The organism is Citricoccus alkalitolerans (assembly GCF_039528175.1).
GTDB lineage: Bacteria > Actinomycetota > Actinomycetes > Actinomycetales > Micrococcaceae > Citricoccus > Citricoccus alkalitolerans.
The window spans coordinates 1,806,046-1,828,917 of the sequence record NZ_BAAALH010000002.1; the positions used below are offsets into that span (position 1 = coordinate 1,806,046).

The window sequence follows — 22,872 nt, forward strand, 5'->3', positions numbered from 1 at the left end:
ATTAGTCCCGCTGCACCGTGATCTCGTCGTCCACATAGACGCGGGCGGACACGCGGAGCCCGGCCAGCGCCATGACGATTCCGGAGCAGGCGAGCAGGACGAGTACCAGAGTCCAGTTCCCCGTGGCCGCATGGATCAATCCAACGGCCATCGGTCCGATGGCGGCCACGATGTAACCATAGGGCTGAACAAAGCCGGACAGCCGTGCGGTGACATGCGGCTGCCGGCTGCGGGCGGGGATCAGGGCGATCGCCGTCGGGAAGGCGAAGCCGCCCAAGCCCAGCAGGATAGCCCACCACAGGCCGCCCTCGGCCGGAGCCAGCAGCATCCCGGTCCAGCCGGCCACGGTGGCGATGCCGAAGCCGATCATCCACGGCGCCAGGGTCCGGGACCGGTCGATCACGGTGGGCATCACGAGCCCGCCGGCCACGCCCAGTGCCGCGACCACGGACAGCAGGGCACCGGCCAGATTGGCGTCCAGTCCGGCATCCCGGTACATCTGCGGCAGCCAGCCGAACTGAACATAGGCATTCATGGACTGCATCCCGAACAGCACCATGAGAAACACGGCAGTGGGGGAGGACCGCAGCGGCCGGTCTGGTTCATCCTGAGGCGGGGTTCCCGGGAAGTCGTGCCCTGCGCGGCGGGCCACCAGCAGCCACAACACCAGGGGGACGACGGCGGCCAGCCCCCAGAATCCGAGCGACCACCTCCAGCCCTCTGCCGGGTCCCCTGCGGACAGGGTGGTCCCGGCCGCTTCGGCCAGGGGTGCGGCGAGGCCGGAACCGGCGGATCCGCCGACGGTGAGGAACATGCTGTACAGGGTCATCAAGGCCACCGTGCGGCCGCCGCCGTGCCGCTTGATCCACGCGGGGACCAGGACGTTGCCCACGGCCATGCCGGCCAGCGCCAGGGCGGTGAACGGGATAAAGACCCAGATGGACGGGGCGAAGGGGCGCAACAGCAGGCCCACGACCATCACGATCAGGCTGAGGGCGATGGTCAGGGACAGCCCGGCCCGGCGCCCCAGGCTCACCGCCACCAATCCCACAAGTCCGAACATCAACCCCGGCAGTGCTGTGATGATCCCGGCCACGGTGCCGTCGATTCGCAGGGATGCGGACGCCTCGGCCAGAACCGGTCCCAGGGCGGTGGCCCCGGGACGCAGGTTGACGGCGATGAACACCACGGCCAGCACAGCCAGAGTGACGCCGATCGTTCCCCGCGCAACCCGCCCATCCCGCCCATCCCGCCCCGCAGGGGGGACGGGGGGTACGCCGGGAGAGGGCGCGGCGGAGGTCTCGGGATTGGTGCAAGGGTCGGAGGTCATGGGTCAGTTCTACAGCGTCGCGAACAGCAACAGCGAAACCGCCATGACGGCCATGCCGGCCACGAGCCCGTACATGGCCAGGTGGTGCTTTCCGTATTCGCGTGCGGTGGGCAGCAGCTCATCGAGGGAGATGAACACCATGATGCCGGCCACCAGGGCGAAGGTGAGTCCCAGGGTGAAGTCGTTCATGAAGGGCATCAGCAGGGCGAATCCGATCAACGCCCCGGCCGGTTCAGCCAGTCCGGAGAGGAAGGACCACCGCACGGCCTTGCGGCGGGAACCGGTCGCCTCGCGGATCGGAACGGCAACGGCCACACCCTCTGGGATGTTGTGCAGGGCGATCGCCAGGGCCACGGGCAGGGCGACCTGCAAGTCGGTCAGCCCGGCGATGAATGTGGCGAAGCCCTCTGGGAAGTTGTGCACGCCGATGGCAAGGGCGGTCACGGTGCCCGTCTTCATCATCCGACGGCGCTTCACGGCCGCGGCCGGATCATGGACCAATCCGGGCTCGTGCGGGTTGATCTGCTCGGGTACCAGGCGGTCGATGACACCGATCAGCAGGATTCCGGCGAAGAACGCGGCTCCGGCCGCCCACGGTCCGGCAGCCGGTCCATTGGCCGCGGTCAGGGACTCCAGGGCTTTGGGCATGATCTCCATGAAGGAGACGTAGAGCATGACTCCGGCCGAGAACCCGAGCGAGACGGACAGGAAGGCGCCGGACGCGCGGCGCGGGACCACCGAGATCAACCCACCGATACCGGTGCAGAGGCCGGCGAGCAGTGTCAGCCCGAAGGCCAGCCAGAAGTTCTCCACCAGCCGAGTGTAGGTCGGTCATGGTCCGCGACCGGCACGGGACATGGCACGTGGGCTTCATTACGCTGGGTCTGTGGATCCCTCCGACCTCCTCCGGCTGGCGGGCTCCCGGGGAGCCTCCGTGCAGCTCGCGGTGATCCTTGGCGGGCGGACGGTGGTGGACGGGGCCGTCCGCTGCCGGACCGACGCCCTCGGCTGGCTGTTCTCCGCCTCCAAGCCCTTCACGTCGCTGCTGGTGCACCGGCTCGCCGGAGAGGGCGTGCTCGATCTCGATGCGCCCGTGGCCGCGTACTGGCCGGACTACGGTTCCGCCCGAGGGTGGCCACGGAGTGAGAGAACCTCGAAAGCCGGCACCACGCTTCGCGACGTCCTGACCCACCGCTCCGCCGTCCCCTCAGCGGGGCCCTATCCAGCGGCCGTGATCGCCATGCATCGCACTGAGGCGTCGCTGCAGCGGGTAGCGGGTGGCCGGCGCCGGGACCGGAGATACGGTGCCGGGCCCGCCTATCAGCCATTGGACTTCGGGTTCATCCTCGCGGAGGTGGCACGGCGGGCTGCCAGTCGGGCTGGCGGGCGCGCCGTCGGAGGGGACGGAGATGTGGGCTGGGCCGGGTTGCTCCGAACGCTGGTCCTGGAGCCGGCTGGACTCCGGGATGTCCATCCAGGCGTGCCGGATGCCGAGCTGCCCCGCTGCCTGCCCTTTGATGCCTCCTTCCGTGCCGCCCCGGGAGGGCCGCTGATTGCGGCCCTGCTGAACCGCAGGATCGTCCGGCAGGCTCAGATCCCGGCGGCCGGAATCTCGACCACCGCGCTGGAGCTAGCACGGTTCTATCACCATCTGCTCCAGGCCCCGGAGCGGGAGGCGCTGTGTACGCCGAGCTCGGACGGGGGCCCGGACGGCTGGACCGGGCTGCCCACCCGCTGGGGAACCGGGGTGCAGTTGGGCGGCACCGGAGCGGGATGTCCGCTGGGAGAGACCAGCACGGAACGGACCTTCGGCCACAACGGATCGGATGTCTGCCTGGGGTGGGCGGACCCGGACCTGGACCTGGCGGTCGGCCTGGTGTCCGACAGGGCTAGCGGCCATCCGGCAGATCGCAGGCTGCTCGTGGACGTCTCCGACGCAATTCGTTCGCTGGCGGCGAACAGCTCCACAGGCGCGTCCGAAATCTTGACTACTTAAAGGGGCTCACCTTGACTGCCTTCGAAGACGACTGATCGGTGTCACGCGGGGGCACCTGGCTTCGGTAGGGTGTGTCGCATGTCGATCGCCCTCACGCTTGCCCTACTGGCGGTCGGACTCATCCTCACCCCGCTGTTCTGCCGCTGGCTGGGACGTAATGCCGGCTGGCCGCTGGCCGCTGTCTACCTGGGCGCCGCGGTGCTCTACCTTCCCGCCCTCCAGGCCGCCGGCACTGCAACGGAGACCGATGCCGGGTCAGCAGCCAACACCTGGTCCATCCCCTGGATCCCGGCATGGGGGGTCGATCTGTCCTTCGCGGCCGACCCGATCTCGAGCGTCTTCACGCTGATCTCCCTGCTCATCGGCGCCGTCGTGCTGGTGTACTCGACCCGGTACCTCGACGCCGGGATGCCTCCCTCGGCCTACCTGAGCTTTTACCTCGGCATGGCCCTGTTCACGGTGTCCATGGTGGGCCTGGTCACCGCCGACGATCTGATGGTGCTGTTCCTGTGCTGGGAACTGACCTCGCTGGCCTCGTTCCTGCTCATCGCTCGCTCCGGACGACCAGCCTTCGCCCCGTCCATGCGCACCCTGCTGGTGACGTTCCTCGGCGGGTTGGCGCTGCTCGTGGCAGTCGTCCTGGTGGCCGTGCGTGCCGGGACCACGGACCTCACCGAGATCCTGGACCCTGAGGCCTCGGCCGGGCTGTGGACGTCCGACCCAGCGTTCACCACGACCATCGGGCTGCTCATCGCGCTCGCCGCCATGACCAAGTCAGCGCAGTTCCCCTTCCACTCCTGGCTGCCGGACGCCATGGCTGCCATCACCCCGGTGTCCGCCTACCTGCACGCTGCCGCGGTGGTCAAGGCCGGCATCTTCCTGCTCCTTCGGTTCTCACCGGTGTTTCATGACAACGCGCTCTGGTCCGTGCTGCTCGTCACCGCCGGCCTCGTCACCGCCCTCGTCGGGGGGTGGCGCGCCCTCCAGCAGCACGACCTCAAGAAGCTGATGGCCTATTCGACGGTCAGCCAGCTCGGGCTCATCGTCGCTGCCATCGGCACCGGCACAGAGGCCGGCATCGCCGCCGCCCTGATCCACACCATCGCCCACGCCCTGTTCAAGTCAGGCCTGTTCATGATGATCGGGGTGGTGGACCACGCCACCGGAACCCGCGACCTCCGTCAGATGCCCGTCCTGCGCGGAGTCCTGCCCGGCACCTTCGCGGTGACGGTCCTCGGCGCCGGGGCCATGGCCGGTTTCCCGCCGCTGTTCGGCTTCGTCTCCAAGGAGTCCATCTTCACCGCTCTCAACGCCTGGTCGGTGGACTGGATGGGCGCCGGCGAGTCCGTTGGAAGCCTGCCCTCCTGGGCGGGTCCCGTGGCCCTGGCCGGTGCGGCCCTCGGCTCCGTGCTGACGGTGGCCTACTGCGCCAAGATCGTGGTGGGCGGCTTCTGGGACCCGGCGCGGGCCCCTGAGGGTGCGTCCGGTTCGGCACCGAATGGTCAGCAACACGCCGGCCATGCACCGGGTGCCATCCTCGTCGTCGCCACCGCACTGCCGATCGTGACCTCCGTCGCCGCGTTGTTCGCCCTGCCCCTGTTGGACTCCGCCGTCGGAGCGGCGGCCACGGCGGCCCTGCCCGGAGCGGAGGTGCACCCGCACTTCGTCCTGTGGCACGGCGTCACCCCGGAACTGCTGACCACCGTGGCGGTCCTGGCCCTGGGATTGGGCACCCTGGCAGTCCGTCACCGTCTCTGGCCGGCTCTGGAACGGGCCGAACTGCCCTTCAGCGGGTCCGGGCTGATCGAGTCCGCAACCGCCGGGCTGACGGCGCTCGGTTCGGGAGTCAACCGCCTCACCGCCCGGGACGCCGCCGCCTCCCACGCGGCCATGATGGTGCTGTCTCTGGCCGCCATCGTGGTGCCCGGAGTGCTCCTGCTGAACGCCGGCGGAGAGCTGCCGCCGCTGCAGCCGAACCTCAACCAGGCGTCGGACATCGTGCTGCTGATCCTGCTGGCCGTCTCGGCCCTGGGCGTCGCCATGGCCCGCTCACGCCTCGGCGCCACCGTGGCACTGTCCGCTGTCGGAATCCTGGTCACCGTGCAGATCGTCTCCCTCGGCGCCCCGGACGTGGCCCTTACCCAGCTGCTGGTGGAGTCCCTGACCGTCATCGTCATCATGCTGGTCCTGCAGAAGCTGCCCCGGACCTTCCGGCGTGTCCGCACCCGGCGCGCGGTACCCGCCGCCCTCATCTCCGTGAGCGCCGGACTGGCGACCGGCCTGGCCGTCTGGGGGCTGACCGGCCGCCGGGGCAAGTCGGAGGTCGGCACCTACCTTCTCGAGAACGGCCAGGACATCACCGGCGGTGCCAACATCGTCAATGTGATCCTGGTGGAGTTCCGGGCCCTGGACACCCTCGGGGAACTGGCCGTGCTGGGCATGACGGGGGTGGCCATCGCCGCCATCCTCTCCACCATCCGCAACCGCCACCTGGACCCTCAACTGATGCCTGCAATGCCTGGCGAGGACGACGGTTCCGGCGCCCAGGAAGGCCCCGAGCTGGGCACCCCGACCGCTCGGCGCGCCATTCTGGACTCGTGGGCCAACACCAGCCAGTTGCAACTGATGCTCAAGGTGATCCTGCCGATCCTCGCCGTGGTCTCAGCGATCCTCTTCCTCCGCGGTCACAACGAGCCCGGCGGCGGGTTCATCGCTGCACTGGTCGGCTCGGCCGTGGTGGGTCTGCTGTACCTGTCGACCTCGAAGGATCGTCAGATCGGTCCTCCACGCGCCCCGTTGTACCTGATCGGTGGCGGCGTGGTGATCGCCGTGGCCATCGGCCTGGTGAACATGGCCTTCACAGGAACCTATATGGAACCCCAGCACGGTTATCTCCTGGGGGAGCACGTGACCACGTCCATGGTCTTCGACGCCGGCGTCTACCTCGCCGTGATCGGACTCGTCATGCTTGCCTTCAACGTCCTCGGTACGGCACCCGCCTCCGCAGAGCAGGAGGGCGGCGAAAGCACCAGGGAGCGCGTGGACGAGGCCTTCCTGGGCGAGATCGACACCCCGGCACCGGACACTCAGGAGGAAGCCGTACCCGTGACCAGCTCCATCCCCGTCCGGCCGCAGACGCAGCACATCTCCTCCGGCGTCCGGCCTGAAGAATGGGGGCGGTGACATGTTCGACTCGATCTTCGTCCTTGCCATCACCGTCGGGGTGCTGACCACCGCCGGAGTCTGGCTGCTGCTGCAGCGGGACATGGTGCGCGCCATCTTCGGGCTCACCCTGATCTCCCACTCCGCGAACCTGCTTCTGCTCGCCAGCGGGGTGCCCGGCTGGCGCCATGAGCCGCTCATGGACAGCACCTCCGTCGCCGAGTCCGCCGATCCTTTGCCACAGGCCTTCGTGCTGACGGCCATCGTCATCGCCATGGCCACCACCATCCTCATGCTCGCCCTGGCGGTCATCGGGCGGAACGATGATCAGGAGAGGGCACCCACCGTCAGCGACCACGACGAGCCAGGCCTCGAGCACGAGAGCCAGCAGGATATCCAGCCAGACAACCAATCCGAGGATCAGCGGGGGGTGAACCACGCATGAACGACCAGTTCCTCGGTTCCCTGCTGCCGCTCTTCGTGGCCGTCCCCCTGCTGTTCTCCGCGATCTCGGTGATCCTGCGCCGCCGGGCGCTGGACCGCATCCTCATCATCGCCGTCCCGGTGCTGGTGCTGGCCTCCGCCGTCGCGCTGATGGTCCATCACCAGGACGCCCCGGTCCTGGCCAGTGCGATCGGCAGCTTTGAGGGCGGGATCGCCATCCCGTTAGTCTCCGACACCCTGACTGCGGCGCTGCTGGCGACCACCGGCCTGGCGACCGCGGCCTCGTGCTGGTTCCTCACCGCTTCCGGCGAGGACCGGCTGCGGTTCGTCCCGGCTCTCGCCCTGCTGCTGATGTCCGGCGTCAACGGTGCCCTGCTGACAGGGGACCTGTTCAACCTCTTCGTGTTCGTCGAGGTCATGCTGCTGCCCTCCTATGCACTGATCGCCGTGACCGGCACATGGCGCCGATTGGGCATCAGCCGCATGTTCGTGATCGTCAACCTCGTCACCAGCGCGATCCTGGTGATGGGCGTGGGCCTCGTCTACGGCTCGGCAGGTACTGTCAACCTCGCCGCGCTGGCAGGACGCGCCGGCGAGGACCCCCAGGTGGCCCTGGCAGTCACCGTCGTGTTGCTGGCCCTGGCGATCAAGGCGGGCGTGGTCCCCGTCCACGGCTGGATGCCGCGTGCCTACCCGGGCACATCAGCCGGCATCATGGCACTGTTCTCCGCCCTCCACACCAAGGTCGCGCTGTACGCGATCTTCCGGATCTACTTCACCGCCTTCGCTCCCGGGAGCTCAGCCGGCACGGCCGAAGCCACGGTCGCGACGCCGGCCGCGCACGGCACCGCGACAACGGTCGCAGTGGTGATTGCCGTCGTCGTGCTCGCCACCATGGTGCTGGGTGCGTTCGGGTCGATCGGCGAGAACCGCTTCCGCGGGGTCATGGCCTTCCAGATGATCGCCGGAGTGGGTCACATCCTCATCGGCATGGCCATCGCCTCACCGGCTGCCGTGGCCGCCGGCCTGTTCTACCTGATCCACCACGTGGTGACCATGGCGTCCCTGCTGACCACTGCCGGCGCCGTCGAACAGACCTACGGCACTGGAATCCTCGGCAAACTCTCCGGGCTGCTACACCGGGACCGGCTGGCCGCCGTCGTGGTGGCCCTCGGTCTGCTGTCCCTGGCCGGCCTGCCACCGACCTCGGGTCTGTGGGCGAAGCTGGGGCTGGTCCGTGCGGTCGCCGGGCCCGGAGACGGCAATCCCTCGTGGTATGCCCCGGTTTTCCTGACAGCGATCGTGCTGGCCTCCGTGGCGACTCTCGTGGCCCTGCAGCGCTTGTGGGGCAGGTCCTTCGCCGGCGAGCCACTGAGCGTGTACCGGCCCGTCCTGACCGGTGGCAGCCGGGACCGAGGCCCAGAGGTGGCGGTGCCTGACTCCGTCCGGATCCCGGGACGCCTGTTGGCTCCCGGCGTGGCGATGATCGGAGTCTCCGTGCTGCTTTTCGTCTTCGCCGGTACGCTGATGCCATTCGTCGAGACCGCGGCGGCCGGTCTGTTCGAGACCGGGCCCTACGTGGAGGCCGTCCTGGGAGGTGACGTCGAATGAGAGACCATTGGCGCTTCAGCGTGTGGAACATGGTGCGCTATCTGCTCTGGCTGATCGGTCAGGTCATCTCGGGGTCGTTGCTGGTCGCCCGGCGGACCCTCACACCCGGCACGTTCGCCCAACCGTCGATCGTGAGTTTTCCACTGCGGGGTGCCACGGATCTCGAGGTGACGTGGATGGCCTCCTCCATCACCATCACCCCGGGAACCCTGGTGATCGGCACGGCACACGGCACAGACACCGAACCGGTCACGGTCTTCGTGCATTCCGTCTTCGTCGCGGACCGGGACTCTGTGCGCGAGGGACTGCGGGACATGGAGGATCGGTTGCTGAGGATGACACGCGGCAGCGGCTGGGATGATCGGCCCGAGGTACGAGCAGAAGCTCAGGAAGGGCGGCGTCCATGATCTTCGACTCCATCCCGGACCTCATACTGGCCCTGGCCATGGGAATTCTCGCCGCCGCGGTGATCCTTGGCCTCTACCGGGTCTACTCCGCCACCTCGGCTGCCGAACGGGCGGTGGTCGGCGACCTCGTGTTCTTTGCGTCCATCGGCATCCTGATGATCATCGGCGTGCAGACCGAATCGGCCATCGTCCAGGATGCCGCCATGCTGGCCGCCTTCCTGGGCATCCTTGCCACGGTGGCCCTGGCCCGCATCCTCACGAGGGGAGAACGCTGATGACCGCATTCGACGTCTATGAGTTGGTGTCGGCCGTGTTCATCCTCGGCGGGGCCCTGTTCGTGTTGCTCTCGGCCGCGGCCATGCTCAGGGCGAAGGACGCTCTGCAGATGATGAACGTGTTCTCTTCGGCCACCGGTATGGGACTGCCACTGGCAGTCATTGGCGTCTTCGTCCACCTGACTGGCCGGGACGGTTTCGAATGGTGGACGCTGTTGGTATCCCTCATGACGATCGCCGCACTGGTGATCGTCTCCTCCATGGCGTCGAACACCCTGGCCCGTGCGGCGTATCAGTCCGGGGCGCCCCTGGACCCAGCCACTCGTCCGCAGGACCTGGCCGGCGACGGCTGAGTCACTGGTTCATCGAAATCTCATCCACGGCTCATCGACGTCTCATTCCGGCCCTGCAGGATATTCACAGGATCGTCAAAGGACGGAAGCAGACTCCATGGCTCAGCAGACACCGCAGCACAGGACAGGTTCGCAGGCGGCGCGTATCAGCGGCAGCCGGAGGGCCGTCGTCGTCGGATCCGGGCCGAACGGGCTCACCGCTGCCGGCGTGCTGGCCCGAGCCGGCTGGGAGGTGGACGTCTATGAACGCCATTCCGCCTACGGCGGCGCCTCCGCATCCACAGACCTCCTGGGCCCGGGAACGATCGTGGATCTGGGGGCCGCCGGACACTCCTTCGGCGTGGCCAGTCCAGTCTTCCGCGACCTGGGCCTGACCGATCACGGCCTGGAATGGCTCCATCCCGAATACCCGATGGCGCACCCACTCGATGGGCGGCCCGCGGCCTTCCTGCAGGATTCGATGGAGGCCACGGCCCGTGGACTGGGCCGTGACGGAGGGGCCTGGCGGCGATTGCACGCACCACTGGTCGAGGACGTCGACGCCCACCTGGAGAACATCCTCGGCCCGTCGCTGATCCGCCTGCCCCCGCACCTGCTCAGCATGGCCCGGTTCGGGGCACGTGCCTTCTGGCCGTCCGGGGCCCTCGGCCGCACGATGTTCCGGGACGAACCGGCCCGGGCTCTGTTCGCGGGATCATCCATCCACGCCATCCTGCCGCCATCGCACCTGTTGACCTCGGCCTTCGGCCTGATCTTCGGGGCCCTTGGCATGACGCGCGGCTGGCCCGTCGCTCGGGGCGGCTCTCAGGGGATCGTGGACGCGCTGGTCTCCGTCCTGCACGCCAATGGGGGCCGCATCCACCTGAACCACGAGGTCACGGACCTCGGCGAGTTCGCTGGTGCCGACGCGATCCTGCTCGACTTGACGCCGCGTCAGTTGCTGCAGCTCAAGGGCACCGACCTCACCGATCGCTACGCCGGCCACCTCAAGCGGTGGAGATACGGCACCGGGGTGTCCAAGATCGACTACCTGCTCGATGGACCCGTCCCGTGGACGGACCCGCGGGTGGGTGGTGCAGGGACCGTCCACGTGGGCGGGACGCTCGCTGAGATGGAGTACGCCGAGCGCGAGGCCAAAGCCGGACGGCTCCCGCAGAGACCGTTCGTCATGGTCTGCCAGCAGCAGGGGGCAGATCCTTCGCGGGCCACCGGTGAGGCGGCTGGCAAGACCGTGCTGTGGACCTACGCGCACGTGCCCGGCGGCTACGACGCCCCGGTCAACGACCTGATCGAAGCGCAGATGGAGCGCTTCGCCCCCGGCTTCCGGGATCGCATCGTGCACCAGGTCGCCACCCCGCCGTCAGCACTCGAGTCCTGGAATCCCAACCTCATCGGAGGTGACGTGGCTGGCGGGTCCATGGGCGGGCTGCAGCAGGTCTTGCGCCCCGCTCCGGTCCTCAGCCCCCACCGGACCTCCACTCCCGGCCTGTACCTCGCCTCGTCTTCCACGCCCCCCGGTGGAGGAGTTCACGGCATGGCAGGACTTCACGCTGCTCGAGCCGCCATGGCGGACGCCGCCGCTCACCGCTGACGGGGTCCGGGCCGCCGTACCCCCAGCATCTCTGCTGTACCCACCCCTACCCACCCGTACCCACCCGTATCCACTTCCACGCCCGCACCGGAAGGATCGATCGTGACCATTGACCTCTCGCACCATCTCTCACGCCCCACCCCACACCGCCTTGCCTCGGCGGACCTGGCCCATGCCGTGAGCCGGTCCGGCGCCCTCACCTCGCACCACGCAGCAGCGCGGCCGGCGGTGGTGAGAGCCATCGTTCCGGCGCCGCGCGCAACGGAGCGCGACCTCTGGGCGCTGACGGTCGGCGTCACTTTCGCCGCCGTGCTGCTCTCTCCCGTCCGCCACTACTTCAACGGCAGGGACAAGAACGAGGAAGACTCATTCCCGCTGTCCACCTATCCGATGTTCTCGGAGGACCGCAAGGACCGGACCCGGGTCCCGCACGTGGCCGGATTCACCGCCGACGGCGGCCGGGTCGTCCCGCACTACAGTCATTTCGGTGCCGGTGGGCTGAACCAGGTCCGCAAGCAGGTCACCCGCATGGTCCGCCAGGGCCGCGCGGTGGAGGTCGCTCAGCGCTACGCCGATGCACTGGCCGTACAGCAACGTAGAACCGCGGGCCTGGGCATGAGCCCAGCCGCCCAGCGGCGGCGCAAGGAGGCCGGCATCGTGCGTGTGGAGGTCGTGCGGTCTCGTTACTTCTTCGACACCTACTTCGCCGGCAACACCACACCGCAGGTGGAGACCGTCCATGCACGGGCCGATGTGGGCGGGACTGCGACGGCCGTGTCCGATACTCGGCATGATGACGCGCAGGATGCGCAGGGGCCTCCTACCGGACCCATGGCCCGGTCCGAGCTGGGCAACGTCCCTCCGCGTCCGCTCGGCACCGGCAACACTGCGGACAACTATGTCACCGAGAACACCGCACCCCAGGCCGCACCCCAGGCCGCAACCGAGCAGGAGCCCACACCGTGAACGGCGCCGGCAGCACTTTTCCGTCCTTTGATTCGCCGACGTTCCAGAAGGCCGTCGACCTGTTGAGGCCTGCGGCCCAGCCGATCCGTCCCGCGGTGCTGAGAGTCGCCACCGGCATCTTCTCGGCCGCCCACAACATCAGGCGGCGAGCCATGTTCCGTAAACTCCACGCCCAGGACGCCTCCCAGTTCACTCCGGTGGGAGTGGTCAAGATCCTCAGGAAGCCCCTGCCGCCGAAGGTGGCCGATGGGATCTTCGATGCGGCCCAAGCCGTGAACATCGCCGCCACCCTCGGCGTCGGCCATCGGTTCACGGGGCCCCTGAATGCGGCCCTGCAGCTGTGGACCATCAGCTACCGCAACTCCTGGACCATGCTGCTGCACAGCGACAACATGCTGACGATGCACCAGATGGTCCTGGGTGCCACGCGATCCGCAGACGCCCTCAGTGTCGACTCGCTACTGCGGGAGGGGACTCTCTTCCCCCAGCGCTATGACCGTACCTATGGGGCGGTTCCGACCGCCATGAACGTGGCCACGGTGGTCGTGTACTTCATCTCCGGGATGGCGAAGATCCGCGGACCGCTCGGTCTGAAGTGGGCCGGGGGAGACGTGTTGCGCGGCCAGATCGCCGTGGACGGTATACGCAAGGACCTCTTCGGTTCCACGAAGCCGGAGGCCGGGGCCGCGCTGTATCGGCAGAAGGAGCTGTTCACCGTGATGGCGGCCGTCTCCCTGGCCGTGGAGCTCGGGGCGCCCCTGTCCCTGATCCACCGCCGACTGGGTCAGTGGTTCGCAGTAGGCGCGTGGGGGATGCACGTGGGAATCCGCATCATCATGGGGATCAAGTTCAAATACAACATCTCCGGGGTGTCCTACCTGCCCTACTTCCCGGTGGGTCCACAGCTCCCTCGCTGAGCGGTGGAGTCGAAGGTGGGCACTGCGGGCCTGCCGGATGGCGCGTAGCCGAGGACGATTCGGCGGGAACGTGCTGGTCGTGATGTGAAACACCCATTTCGGGGACCATGGCTACATAGATAGTCACCTCCTGTAACGCCCCGGAAACACGCGGGATTACGGGACGCCCGGCTAAGTTACGGGATGGTAACGATTGACTCTCCGGTGGACTATTCAATGTTGCTTTCGTATGTGGCGAGGCTATTCTCTTGCACACCTTGTGGTGTTGCTCACCCTGCGGTACCGAAGCCGAAAGCTGGTTTTAGTGCCGGAAACGGACCGGCCCTCCCACCCCAATATCGGGTCGGATCGGGAGCATCCCACGTCTCGCACCTGTTCGAATGGAGACGCTTTGATGAAACACACAAAGCTTTCTGCCGCTGTTGCCCTTCTGGCCAGCTCGGCGCTCGTCCTGTCCGCCTGCGCGCCGGGTGGCCCGGCAGAGAACGAAGAAAACGGCACTGCCGCCCCGGAGGGCGGCAATGGTGAGGTGATGACCGGCGAAGCCGGCAACAAGCTCACGGTCGAACCCACGGACACCGGCAAGGCCGACCTGGGAGAGATCGAGACCCAGGACGGCTCGATCTCCTATTCCGTGGGCGAGGACGAGTTCATCTCCTACAACTCGATGACCCCGGAGACATACTCCACCTACAACTCGGCCATTACCGAGCGCATGATCTCGACCTTCTCCTACTTCGGTACCGACGGGGAGATCTACCAGAACGAGGACTACGGCACCTACGAGAAGATCTCGGATGAGCCGCTCCAGGTCAAATACACGATCAACGAGGACGCAGTGTGGTCTGACGGCACCCCGGTGACCGCAGCCGACTACATCCTCAAGTGGGGCGTGGAGAACCCGAGGATCGCCACCGGTGAGGGCGAGGACGCCACACCGCTGTTCAATTCCATTGCTCACGAGTTCGGCCTGCGGGTCCCGGACGCGCCGGAAGGTGACGTGGACGGCAAGGAATTCACCATCACCTTCGATGAGCCCTATGCCGACTGGCCGATCCTCCTGGACGCCGCGCAGCCGGCCCACGTGGTCGCCGAGCAGTCCGGCATGGGCATGGAGGCCATGATCGAGGCCGTGAAGAACGAGGATGCCGAGGCTCTGGCCCCGGCAGCCGAGTTCTGGAACACCGGCTGGAACACGTCGCCGGGCGAGTTGCCCTCCGAGGAGATCGCTCCCTCCAACGGCCCCTACAAGTTCAAGAGCTGGGAGCCCGGTCAGTCCATCACGCTGGAGGCCAACGACCAGTGGTGGGGCACTCCGCCGGCCACTCAGGAGCTGGTCATCCGTTTCGCCGCGGCTGACACACACGTCCAGGCGCTGCAGAACGGCGACCTGAACGTCATCGAACCGCAGGCCACCGTGGACACCCTCGAGCAGCTGGAGGGCCTGGGCGACCAGATCGTCATCCAGCAGGACGCCTCTCTCACCTGGGAGCACCTGGACTTCAACTTCATGGAGGAGTCAATCTTCTCTGACAGCCCCGAGCTGCGCGAGGCCTTCGCCCTGTGCGTGCCGCGGCAGACCATCGTGGACAACCTGATCAAGCCGCTGGACCCTGAGGCCGTCGTCATGAACGCCCGCGAGGTCTTCCCGTTCCAGGAGAGCTACCAGGAGGTTGTGGACGCCTCCTATGACGGCCAGTTCGATGAGGTCGACATGGAGCGTGCCACTCAGCTGGTCGAGGAGTCGGGGGAGACCAGCCTGGACGTCCGCATCGGCTACAGCGCACCGAACCCCCGCCGTGCCGAGACGGTCGCCATGATCAAGTCCTCCTGTGATGAGGCGGGCTTCAACGTGGTCGACGCCGGTCATGCCGACTTCTTCGGCGTGGTCCAGCCGCAGGGCGACTGGGAGGTGGCCCTGTTCGCCTGGGCCGGTTCCGGCCAGATCGCCTCGGGCCGCAATATCTATCACACCGAGGGCATCGGCAACCAGAACTACAGCGAGTACTCCAATGAGACGGTCGACGCCGCCTGGGATACCCTCGCCTCGTCGGTGGATCCGGAGGTCCACGCCGAGCAGGTGAAGATCATCGAGCGCGGGCTGTGGGAGAGCCTGCACGGCATTCCGCTGTATGCACACCCGGGCATCGTGGCTCACTCCGCGGACATCGCCAACGTCCGCAACACGGCCACCCAGTCCGGTGCCGTGTGGAATGCAGAACAGTGGGCACGGGTCGAGTGAGTGCGTGAGCTGATCAGGTCTCCCTGATCTCCTTCAAACGCCTCCGCAGTTGGGGCCCGACCATCTCCGGCCGGGCCCCGACTGTTTCCCCTCCCTGCATGGAAGGCAACGCCCCGTTGTGCTGAAATTTATCCTCCGCCGTTTCGGCAGCTCATTCCTGGTACTCCTCGGTGCCTCCCTGTTGCTGTACGTCCTCACCATCAACTCCGGTGACCCGCTCAAGGACCTCCGGGAGTCCAATGCGGACAACCGTGAGTACCTGATCGAACAGCGCATCGACTTCATGGGGCTGGACCAGCCTTGGTACGCGCGGTACTGGGACTGGCTGAGCGGCGTCGGCAAATGCGTGATCGGCCAGTGCGATCTCGGCACCAACCGCTCCGGGCAGCAGGTCATCGACCTCCTGGGTCTGGCCGCGGCGTCGACCCTACGGCTCGTGGTGCTCGCAACCGTGATCGCCATGGTCTTCGGCGTCCTCATCGGCATCCTGACGGCCATCCGCCAGTACTCCGGGATCGACTATGTGGTGACCTTCCTGACCTTCATGTTCTTCTCGTTGCCGGTCTTCTGGGCCGCTGTGCTCCTGAAGGAGTATCTGGCCATCGGGTTCAACGACTGGCTCGCGAGTGCGGACCCAGGATTCTCCTGGCCCACGATCATTCTCGTTGGCCTGGTCCTCGGGCTCGCCCTCCAGGCAATCCTCGCCGGAAACGCGCGACGCCGGCTGCTGACCTTCCTCGGTGCGTTCGCCTTCACCTGTGCCGCTCTTCCCTATATGGATTGGCTGAACTTCGCCCGCTACCCGCAGCTCGGTCCGGTCGTGATCACGTTGGTCGGACTGGCCGCGGCTGTCGGGGCCACTGTCCTGGGGGCAGGCCTGAAGAACCGCCGAGTGCTGTACGCCGGTCTGGTCAGCGCTGTGCTCGGCCTGGTCGCCTACTACGCCACCTATGGCCTGCTATGGGATCCGAATTGGCTGATCATCCTGGTCCTCGCCGTGGTGGCCATCGGTGTCGCCATCGCGGTCGGCCGCCTGATGGGCGGCTACTCCAAGGGCGCGGCCACCATGGTCTCGGTGTTCACGACCGTGGTGATGGGTGGATTGATCATCGTCGAGCACCTCTTCCGCGCGTGGCCGTCCTACCTGGAGATCGTGGGGCGCCCGATCGCCACCATAGGCTCGGAGACCCCGAACTTCAGCGGCACGTTCTGGGAGGACTTTTTGGACAAGGGCACCCAGCTGTTGCTGCCGACCATCCTGCTCGCCCTGATTTCCCTGGCCAGCTACTCGCGCTACACACGGGCGTCCATGCTCGAGGTCAGCCAGCAGGACTACATCCGCACGGCACGGGCGAAGGGCCTGAACGAGCGGCAGGTCGTCCTCAAGCACGCCTTCCGCAACTCGCTCATCCCCATCACGACGATCATGGCCTTCGACTTCGCCGGCCTGATCGGCGGCGCGGTGATCACCGAACAGGTCTTCGGCTGGAAGGGCATGGGCGAGCTGTTCCGCACTGGCCTGACCCAGGTCGATCCAGCGCCCGTCATGGCCTTCTTCCTCGTCACGGGTACGGCTGCGGTCCTCTTCAACCTGTTGGCAGACATCCTGTACGCCGTCCTCGACCCCCGGATTCGAGTGTGAGTCGCATGAGCAACGAAGACGGGACCCCCCGCAACATGCCCGAGTACACGTCGTCGGAGGAGAAGGTCCGCAACGGAGCCGGACCCTCCCAGACCGCCGTGGACATGGCCAACCTGGCTGAAGTCGAGGATGCCAAGCTGCGCCAGCAGACCGGCAAGTCCTACAGCCAGGGACAACTGGTCCGTCGGCGATTCCGCAATCACAAGGCCGCCATGGTCTCCGCCGTCTTCCTAGCGCTGATCTTCATCCTGGCGTTCACCTCCATCGGTTATGCCGGTATCCCGGGCTGGTGGGACAAGGACTACGCGGCGGCCGGCGCCGTGGTCAACGGCGGCAACCCCACGCTGTCCCTGGTGCCTCAATGGCTGGGTGGCCAGGGCATGCAGTGGGGGGAGCACCCCTTCGGGCAGGACTCCACCGGCAAGGACTACTTCGCCCTCACCATGCGCGGTACCCAGCAGTCGCTGATCATCGCCCTCGTGGTGGGCATCGTCTCCACCGTGATCGGCTCGGTGGTCGGTTCCCTGGCCGGGTACTTCCGCGGCTGGATCGATGCCGTCCTGATGCGGGCGACCGATCTGGTCATCGTGATCCCGTTGCTGGTGCTGGCGGCGGTGCTCGGTCAGATGTCCTCCGGCCTCGGTGCCGGCATCCTGCCTCTGGCGTTGGTCCTGGGGCTGGTCACCTGGACATCTCTGGCCCGCCTGGTCCGCGGCGAGGTGCTGTCCCTGCGGGAGAAGGAGTTCGTGGCCGCGGCCGTGGCCATGGGAGCCAGACCCGGGCGCGTGATCCTTCGGCACCTGCTGCCGAACACGGTGGGCGTGATCGTGGTGAACGCCACGTTCGCCATCGCCGCGGCCATCCTGCTGGAGACCTCGCTGTCCTTCCTCGGCTTCGGCGTGCAGCCACCGGACTCGTCTCTCGGGCTGCTCATCAGCCAGTACCAGAACGCGTTCACCACCCGGCCGTGGCTGTTCTGGTGGCCGGGCATGTTCATCCTGGCGATCGCCCTGTCCGTGAACTTCATCGGTGACGGTCTCCGGGACGCCTTCGATCCCCGTCAGGGCTCCCGCGGCCGGAAGCGGGGCTTCCTGGGCTTCTCTGGCCGGTCCAAGGACCTGGCGGCCGCCACCGCCGGTGCCGACCGTCCGGACCTGGATGCCGGGCCTCGAGTGCCCGGAGGGGGCTCGCAGATCGGCGGAAACACCCCGACCCAAGGACCCTCCGACCCCCGCGGCTCGGGAACGATTGGAAACCCATGAGCATCTTCGGACGCAAGAAGAACCAGGCCGAGCAGAAGGCTAGGCAAGCCGACAAGGCCGACAAGGCCGACAAGGTCGACAACGCCGGCACAGCAGGCGCAGCAGGCGCAGCCAACCCAACCGGCGAGGGCGGCAGGAAGGGGGCGAACGGGGAGGTCGGGCCGGTGAGCCGAGGCGCGCGGGGTGCGCGGCCGGCGTCGGGTACGTCCCCGGCCACGGGCTCGCTGGGTCTGGTGCAACGACACCCCGACCGCGACGGCAGGCCGATCCTGTCCTTCCAGGACGTCTCCGTCATCTTCAACACCGAGTTCGGTGACGTCAACGCCGTCAAGGGTGTCAGCTTCGACATCAAGCCGGGTGAGGTCGTGGCGCTGGTCGGCGAGTCGGGCTCCGGCAAATCAGTGACCTCGTCGACGGCCATGGGGCTGCTTCCGGCCAACGCGAGCGTCACCGGAACCGTCATGCTGGGGGACCGCGAGGTTACCGCGCTCGACGCCAACGGTCTCCGCAAGATCCGCGGTCGGCACGCGGCCATGGTCTTCCAGGAGCCCATGACGGCGCTGAACCCGGTGCTCACGGTGGGGGACCAGCTAACCGAGTCCCTCAACGTGCACGGCATCGCCTACGGCACCGAAGCGGACCGGCGAGCGGTGGAGCTGCTGGAGATGGTCGGGATCCCGGACGCGCAGCACCGGCTCAAGCAGTACCCGCACCAGTTCTCCGGCGGCCAGCGCCAGCGCATCGTCATCGCGATGGCCATCAGCTGCTCACCGGAGGTCATCATCGCGGACGAGCCGACCACCGCCCTCGACGTGACCGTGCAGGCCGAGATCCTCGAACTGCTGCGCTCACTGAAGGACCAGCTGAACACCGGCATCCTGCTCATCACCCACAACATGGGAGTGGTGGCGGACATGGCCGACCGGGTCTGCGTGATGCTGCGCGGGGAGCTCGTGGAGTCTGGCGAGGTCCACCAGGTCATGCAGAACCCGCAGCACCCCTACACCGAGCGGCTGCTCGGTTCCGTGCCGCGACTGGGTGCCGAACTGGAGGTGGCTGAACCCTCGCCGGTGACCTCCACCCAGACCAGGGCGGTCTACGCCATCGAGGCGCAGGGCCTGTGCATCGAATACGACCACCGGGGCAAGAAGAACCGCGTGGTCCATGACATCGACTTCTCGGTGGCCCCGGGGGAGATCCTCGGTCTGGTGGGCGAGTCCGGATCCGGCAAGTCCACGATCGCCAAATCGGTCCTCGGTCTGCTGCCCGTGGCGTCCGGTTCGCTGAAGATCCACGGCAGCGACCTCACGCGGCTTGACGGGAAGGATGCGCGCGCCCTGCGGAAGCGGATCGGCGTGGTCTTCCAGGACCCGGCGGCCTCGCTGGACCCACGCTTCCCGATCGGGGACGTCATCACCGAGCCGATGGTCATCCACGGGGTCGGGAACAGGAAGTCCCAGCTGGACCGCGCCTACGAGCTGCTGGATGCTGTGAAACTGCCGCGCTCAGTGGTCAACCGATTCCCCCACGAGCTTTCCGGTGGTCAGCGCCAACGCATCTCCATCGCCCGGGCCCTGACCCTGGACCCGGAGGTGCTGATCGCGGACGAGCCGACGTCCGCTCTCGATGTCTCGGTGCAGGCCGCGGTCCTGGACATGTTCGCCGAGCTGCAGTCCCGCTATGAGTTCGCCTGCCTGTTCGTCTCGCACGACCTGGCCGTGGTGGACATGCTGGCCCACCGGGTCCTCGTCCTCAAGGACGGACGCCAGGTGGAGCAGGGGCCGACGCAGGAGGTCCTGCACCACCCGACCCAGGAATACACCAAGCGTCTGCTCTCGGCGGCTCCCGTGCCGGATCCCGATGAACAGCTGACCAAGCGGACCGAGCGCCGTCAGCTGCTCGAGTCCCTCGGGGAGCGCCCGTACTGATGCCTCGGCCACCAGGCCGCGGGCGGGCGCACGGTGACTGGTCTCTCCGATCGAGGCGACGTCAGGGTGGTGGCGGAACGGGATGACAGGCCGTTGTGCGTGGAAGCCTCGCCCAGGGCCGAGGGTGTGTGCGGCCAGAGCGGTCCCCGGCGTGTGCGAGGGGATTGGCTCGGTCCCGTATAATCAGACGGGGCCCTTGACAGCTACAACCTCTTGGTGCCCGCCAGCCCGCCGCCCTCGATGAACAGGCACCCCTATGACTGAAACCCTCACCCAGCGCACCGACCTCCGCAATGTCGCCATCGTGGCCCACGTGGACCACGGCAAGACCACCCTGGTGGATGCGATGCTGCGCCAGGCCGGCGCCTTCTCCAGCCACGGCGAGGTGGAGGACCGGGTGATGGATTCCGGCGAGCTTGAACGCGAGAAGGGCATCACGATCCTCGCCAAGAACACCACCGTGTTCTACTCCGGCCCCTCCGCCCAGGGCGAGACGGTCACGTTCAACGTCATCGATACCCCGGGCCACGCCGACTTCGGTGGTGAGGTCGAGCGCGGCCTGTCCATGGTGGATGGCGTCGTGCTGCTCGTGGACGCCTCTGAGGGCCCGCTGCCGCAGACCCGTTTCGTGCTCCGCAAGGCCCTCGCGGCCAAGCTTCCCGTGATTCTCGTGGTCAACAAGACCGACCGCCCCGATGCCCGCATCGACGGCGTGGTCTCCGATTCCATGGACCTGCTGCTGGGCCTGGCCTCGGACCTCTCCGACGAGGTCGAGGACCTTGACCTGGACTCCGTGCTGAACCTGCCGATCGTCTACGCCTCCGGCAAGGCCGGCAAGGCCTCCCTGAACCAGCCGGCTGACGGCGGACTGCCGGACAGCGAGGATCTGGAGCCGCTGTTCGCCACCATCATGGAACACATCCCGGCCCCGACCTACACCGAGGGCGAGGTCCTGCAGGCCCACGTCACCAACCTGGATGCCTCCCCGTTCCTGGGCCGTCTGGCCCTGCTGCGCATCTTCAACGGCACCCTGAAGAAGGGCCAGCAGGTCGCCTGGGCCCGTCAGGACGGCCAGCTGAAGAACGTGAAAATCACCGAGCTGCTCGGCACCAAGGGCCTGACCCGCGCGCCCATCGACTCCGCCGGCCCCGGTGAGATCGTGGCCGTCGCCGGCATCGAGGACATCATGATCGGCGAGACCCTCACGGACGCCGAGAACCCGAAGCCCCTGCCGCTGATCACCGTGGACGATCCGGCGATCTCCATGACCATCGGCATCAACACCTCTCCGATGGCCGGCCGCGTCAAGAACGCCAAGGTCACCGCGCGCCAGGTCAAGGACCGTCTGGACGCCGAGCTCATCGGCAACGTGTCCCTCAAGGTCCTGCCGACCGAGCGTCCCGACGCCTGGGAGGTCCAGGGCCGCGGCGAGCTGGCGTTGGCCATCCTGGTGGAGCAGATGCGCCGTGAGGGCTTCGAGCTGACCGTGGGCAAGCCGCAGGTGGTCACCAAGACCATCGACGGCAAGGTATACGAGCCGATGGAGCTGATGACCATCGACACTCCCGAGGAGTTCATGGGGCCGATCACCCAGCTGATGGCAGCCCGCAAGGGTCGCATGACGGAGATGAAGAACCAGGGCACCGGCTGGATCCGCATGGAGTTCAACGTGCCGGCCCGAGGCCTGATCGGCTTCCGCACGCAGTTCCTGACGGACACCCGCGGCGCCGGCATTGCCTCCTCCTACGCCAACGGCTTCGAGCCCTGGGCTGGTCCGATCGAGTACCGGGACAAGGGTTCGCTCATGGCGGACCGTTCCGGCACCGCCACGCCGTTCGCCATGATCAACCTGCAGGAGCGGGGCACGTTCTTCGTCCAGCCCGGTGCCGAGGTGTACGAGGGCATGATCGTCGGCGAGAACTCCCGCGCGGATGACATGGACGTGAACATCACCAAGGAGAAGAAGCTCACCAACATGCGTGCGGCCTCCTCCGACTCCTTCGAGGGCCTGACCCCGCCGAAGAGGCTCACCCTGGAGGAATCCCTCGAGTTCGCCCGCGAGGACGAGTGCGTGGAGATCACCCCCGAGGAGATCCGTATTCGCAAAGTCATCCTGGACGCCGGAGAGCGTAGCAAGGCCGCCCGCGCCCGTGCCCGCTCCTGACCTGCGGGACCAACAGCAGGGCCCGACGCCGGCCGGGCAGTCCCCGGCTGGCGTCGAGCCACGCTCTGGCCCGGAGCGACGGGGCAGCCGCCCCGCAGGCCGACGCGGCTGGGTGCCGCTGCTGGTCGCGGTCGTGATCGGGGCCGGCGTCGGGATCCTCGGAACCGTGCTGCACCTGCACTTCAGCTGGATCGGAGGCAGCACCACCGAGGAGGGCGCCTGGGTCCTGCCGTGGGGTGCCGTGCTGGCCCTGCTGCTCGTGGCCTCTTCCCAGCTCTGGTGGACCTTGAGGTCCTCCCTGGCCTGGACCGGGGGAGTCGTCGCCATCGCGGCGTTCACCACGGCCATGGTCATGGGGAACTGGCCGGGCCTGGACACCTTCGCCGTCGCTGCCAATGACTACACCTTCGCGGTGGTCCCCGGCCCGGCCATCGCCGGGTCCGTGTGGGTCTGGGGCATCCCGGTCGTGGCGATCATCACGATGCTGTCAGCCCAGCCTCTCCTGCGCCACCCGGTGGCACGGGACTAGACTGGACGCAGAATCCCAGGCCCGGTGTTGTCCGGGCCCCATTCCGACCCCCT

General features: G+C 67.4%; 18 protein-coding genes. 16 read left to right on the forward strand and 2 right to left on the reverse strand.

From position 1 onward, the window contains the following. Position 1 precedes the first annotated feature (1 nt). Positions 2-1,330: an MFS transporter gene (locus tag ABD134_RS14210; RefSeq protein WP_344230512.1), complete on the reverse strand. Its 1,329-nt coding sequence runs from the start codon at positions 1,328-1,330 to the stop codon at positions 2-4. Positions 1,331-1,339: 9 nt separating this feature from the next. After that, positions 1,340-2,143 carry a zinc transporter ZupT gene (gene zupT, locus ABD134_RS14215; protein WP_344230513.1) on the reverse strand — a complete coding sequence of 268 codons (804 nt, stop codon included), beginning with the start codon at positions 2,141-2,143 and terminating at the stop codon, positions 1,340-1,342. 73 nt (positions 2,144-2,216) lie between these two features. Here zupT and ABD134_RS14220 point away from each other — a divergent pair, with 73 nt between their 5' ends. The 16 genes from ABD134_RS14220 to ABD134_RS14295 all read left to right on the forward strand — a co-directional run bounded on the left by ABD134_RS14220 (position 2,217) and on the right by ABD134_RS14295 (position 22,819). Then, positions 2,217-3,326, forward strand: coding sequence for a serine hydrolase domain-containing protein (locus tag ABD134_RS14220; protein WP_344230515.1), 1,110 nt, complete (start codon positions 2,217-2,219; stop codon positions 3,324-3,326). 78 nt (positions 3,327-3,404) lie between these two features. Continuing rightward, entirely contained in the window at positions 3,405-6,509 is a 3,105-nt protein-coding gene (locus tag ABD134_RS14225) for a DUF4040 family protein (protein WP_344230517.1), read from the forward strand. A 1-nt stretch (position 6,510) separates the two neighbouring features. Next, on the forward strand, positions 6,511-6,933 hold the full coding sequence (locus tag ABD134_RS14230; protein ID WP_344230519.1) for a sodium:proton antiporter: 423 nt from the start codon (positions 6,511-6,513) through the stop codon (positions 6,931-6,933). Beyond that, complete coding sequence (locus ABD134_RS14235) at positions 6,930-8,543, forward strand: proton-conducting transporter transmembrane domain-containing protein (RefSeq protein WP_344230521.1); 1,614 nt, start codon at positions 6,930-6,932, stop codon at positions 8,541-8,543. The genes ABD134_RS14230 and ABD134_RS14235 overlap by 4 nt, the downstream gene beginning before the upstream one ends. Further along, positions 8,540-8,950 carry a Na+/H+ antiporter subunit E gene (locus ABD134_RS14240; protein WP_344230523.1) on the forward strand — a complete coding sequence of 137 codons (411 nt, stop codon included), beginning with the start codon at positions 8,540-8,542 and terminating at the stop codon, positions 8,948-8,950. The genes ABD134_RS14235 and ABD134_RS14240 overlap by 4 nt, the downstream gene beginning before the upstream one ends. Further along, positions 8,947-9,225 carry a monovalent cation/H+ antiporter complex subunit F gene (locus ABD134_RS14245; RefSeq protein WP_344230524.1) on the forward strand — a complete coding sequence of 93 codons (279 nt, stop codon included), beginning with the start codon at positions 8,947-8,949 and terminating at the stop codon, positions 9,223-9,225. The genes ABD134_RS14240 and ABD134_RS14245 overlap by 4 nt, the downstream gene beginning before the upstream one ends. Then, positions 9,225-9,578 carry a cation:proton antiporter gene (locus ABD134_RS14250; protein ID WP_344230526.1) on the forward strand — a complete coding sequence of 118 codons (354 nt, stop codon included), beginning with the start codon at positions 9,225-9,227 and terminating at the stop codon, positions 9,576-9,578. The genes ABD134_RS14245 and ABD134_RS14250 overlap by 1 nt, the downstream gene beginning before the upstream one ends. 97 nt (positions 9,579-9,675) lie before the next feature. Continuing rightward, positions 9,676-11,169 carry a phytoene desaturase family protein gene (locus ABD134_RS14255; protein WP_344230528.1) on the forward strand — a complete coding sequence of 498 codons (1,494 nt, stop codon included), beginning with the start codon at positions 9,676-9,678 and terminating at the stop codon, positions 11,167-11,169. Positions 11,170-11,271: 102 nt separating this feature from the next. Then, entirely contained in the window at positions 11,272-12,135 is an 864-nt protein-coding gene (locus tag ABD134_RS14260) for a hypothetical protein (protein ID WP_344230530.1), read from the forward strand. Further along, on the forward strand, positions 12,132-13,052 hold the full coding sequence (locus ABD134_RS14265; protein WP_344230532.1) for a hypothetical protein: 921 nt from the start codon (positions 12,132-12,134) through the stop codon (positions 13,050-13,052). Before ABD134_RS14260 ends, ABD134_RS14265 begins: the two co-directional genes overlap by 4 nt. Before the next feature lie 394 nt (positions 13,053-13,446). After that, on the forward strand, positions 13,447-15,294 hold the full coding sequence (locus ABD134_RS14270) for an ABC transporter family substrate-binding protein (RefSeq protein WP_344230534.1): 1,848 nt from the start codon (positions 13,447-13,449) through the stop codon (positions 15,292-15,294). A gap of 118 nt (positions 15,295-15,412) precedes the next feature. After that, entirely contained in the window at positions 15,413-16,936 is a 1,524-nt protein-coding gene (locus ABD134_RS14275; RefSeq protein ID WP_344230536.1) for an ABC transporter permease, read from the forward strand. 104 nt (positions 16,937-17,040) lie between these two features. Further along, positions 17,041-18,198: an ABC transporter permease gene (locus tag ABD134_RS14280; protein ID WP_344230929.1), complete on the forward strand. Its 1,158-nt coding sequence runs from the start codon at positions 17,041-17,043 to the stop codon at positions 18,196-18,198. Then, the gene (locus ABD134_RS14285) at positions 18,195-20,126 is read left to right on the forward strand and encodes an ABC transporter ATP-binding protein (protein ID WP_344230538.1); all 1,932 of its coding nucleotides are present in this window, start codon (positions 18,195-18,197) and stop codon (positions 20,124-20,126) included. Before ABD134_RS14280 ends, ABD134_RS14285 begins: the two co-directional genes overlap by 4 nt. A 256-nt stretch (positions 20,127-20,382) precedes the next feature. Beyond that, positions 20,383-22,290 carry a translational GTPase TypA gene (typA, locus tag ABD134_RS14290; protein WP_344230540.1) on the forward strand — a complete coding sequence of 636 codons (1,908 nt, stop codon included), beginning with the start codon at positions 20,383-20,385 and terminating at the stop codon, positions 22,288-22,290. Continuing rightward, positions 22,277-22,819 (forward strand): hypothetical protein, encoded by a 543-nt coding sequence (locus tag ABD134_RS14295; protein WP_344230541.1) that lies wholly within the window; start codon positions 22,277-22,279, stop codon positions 22,817-22,819. Before typA ends, ABD134_RS14295 begins: the two co-directional genes overlap by 14 nt. Positions 22,820-22,872: the final 53 nt, after the last annotated feature.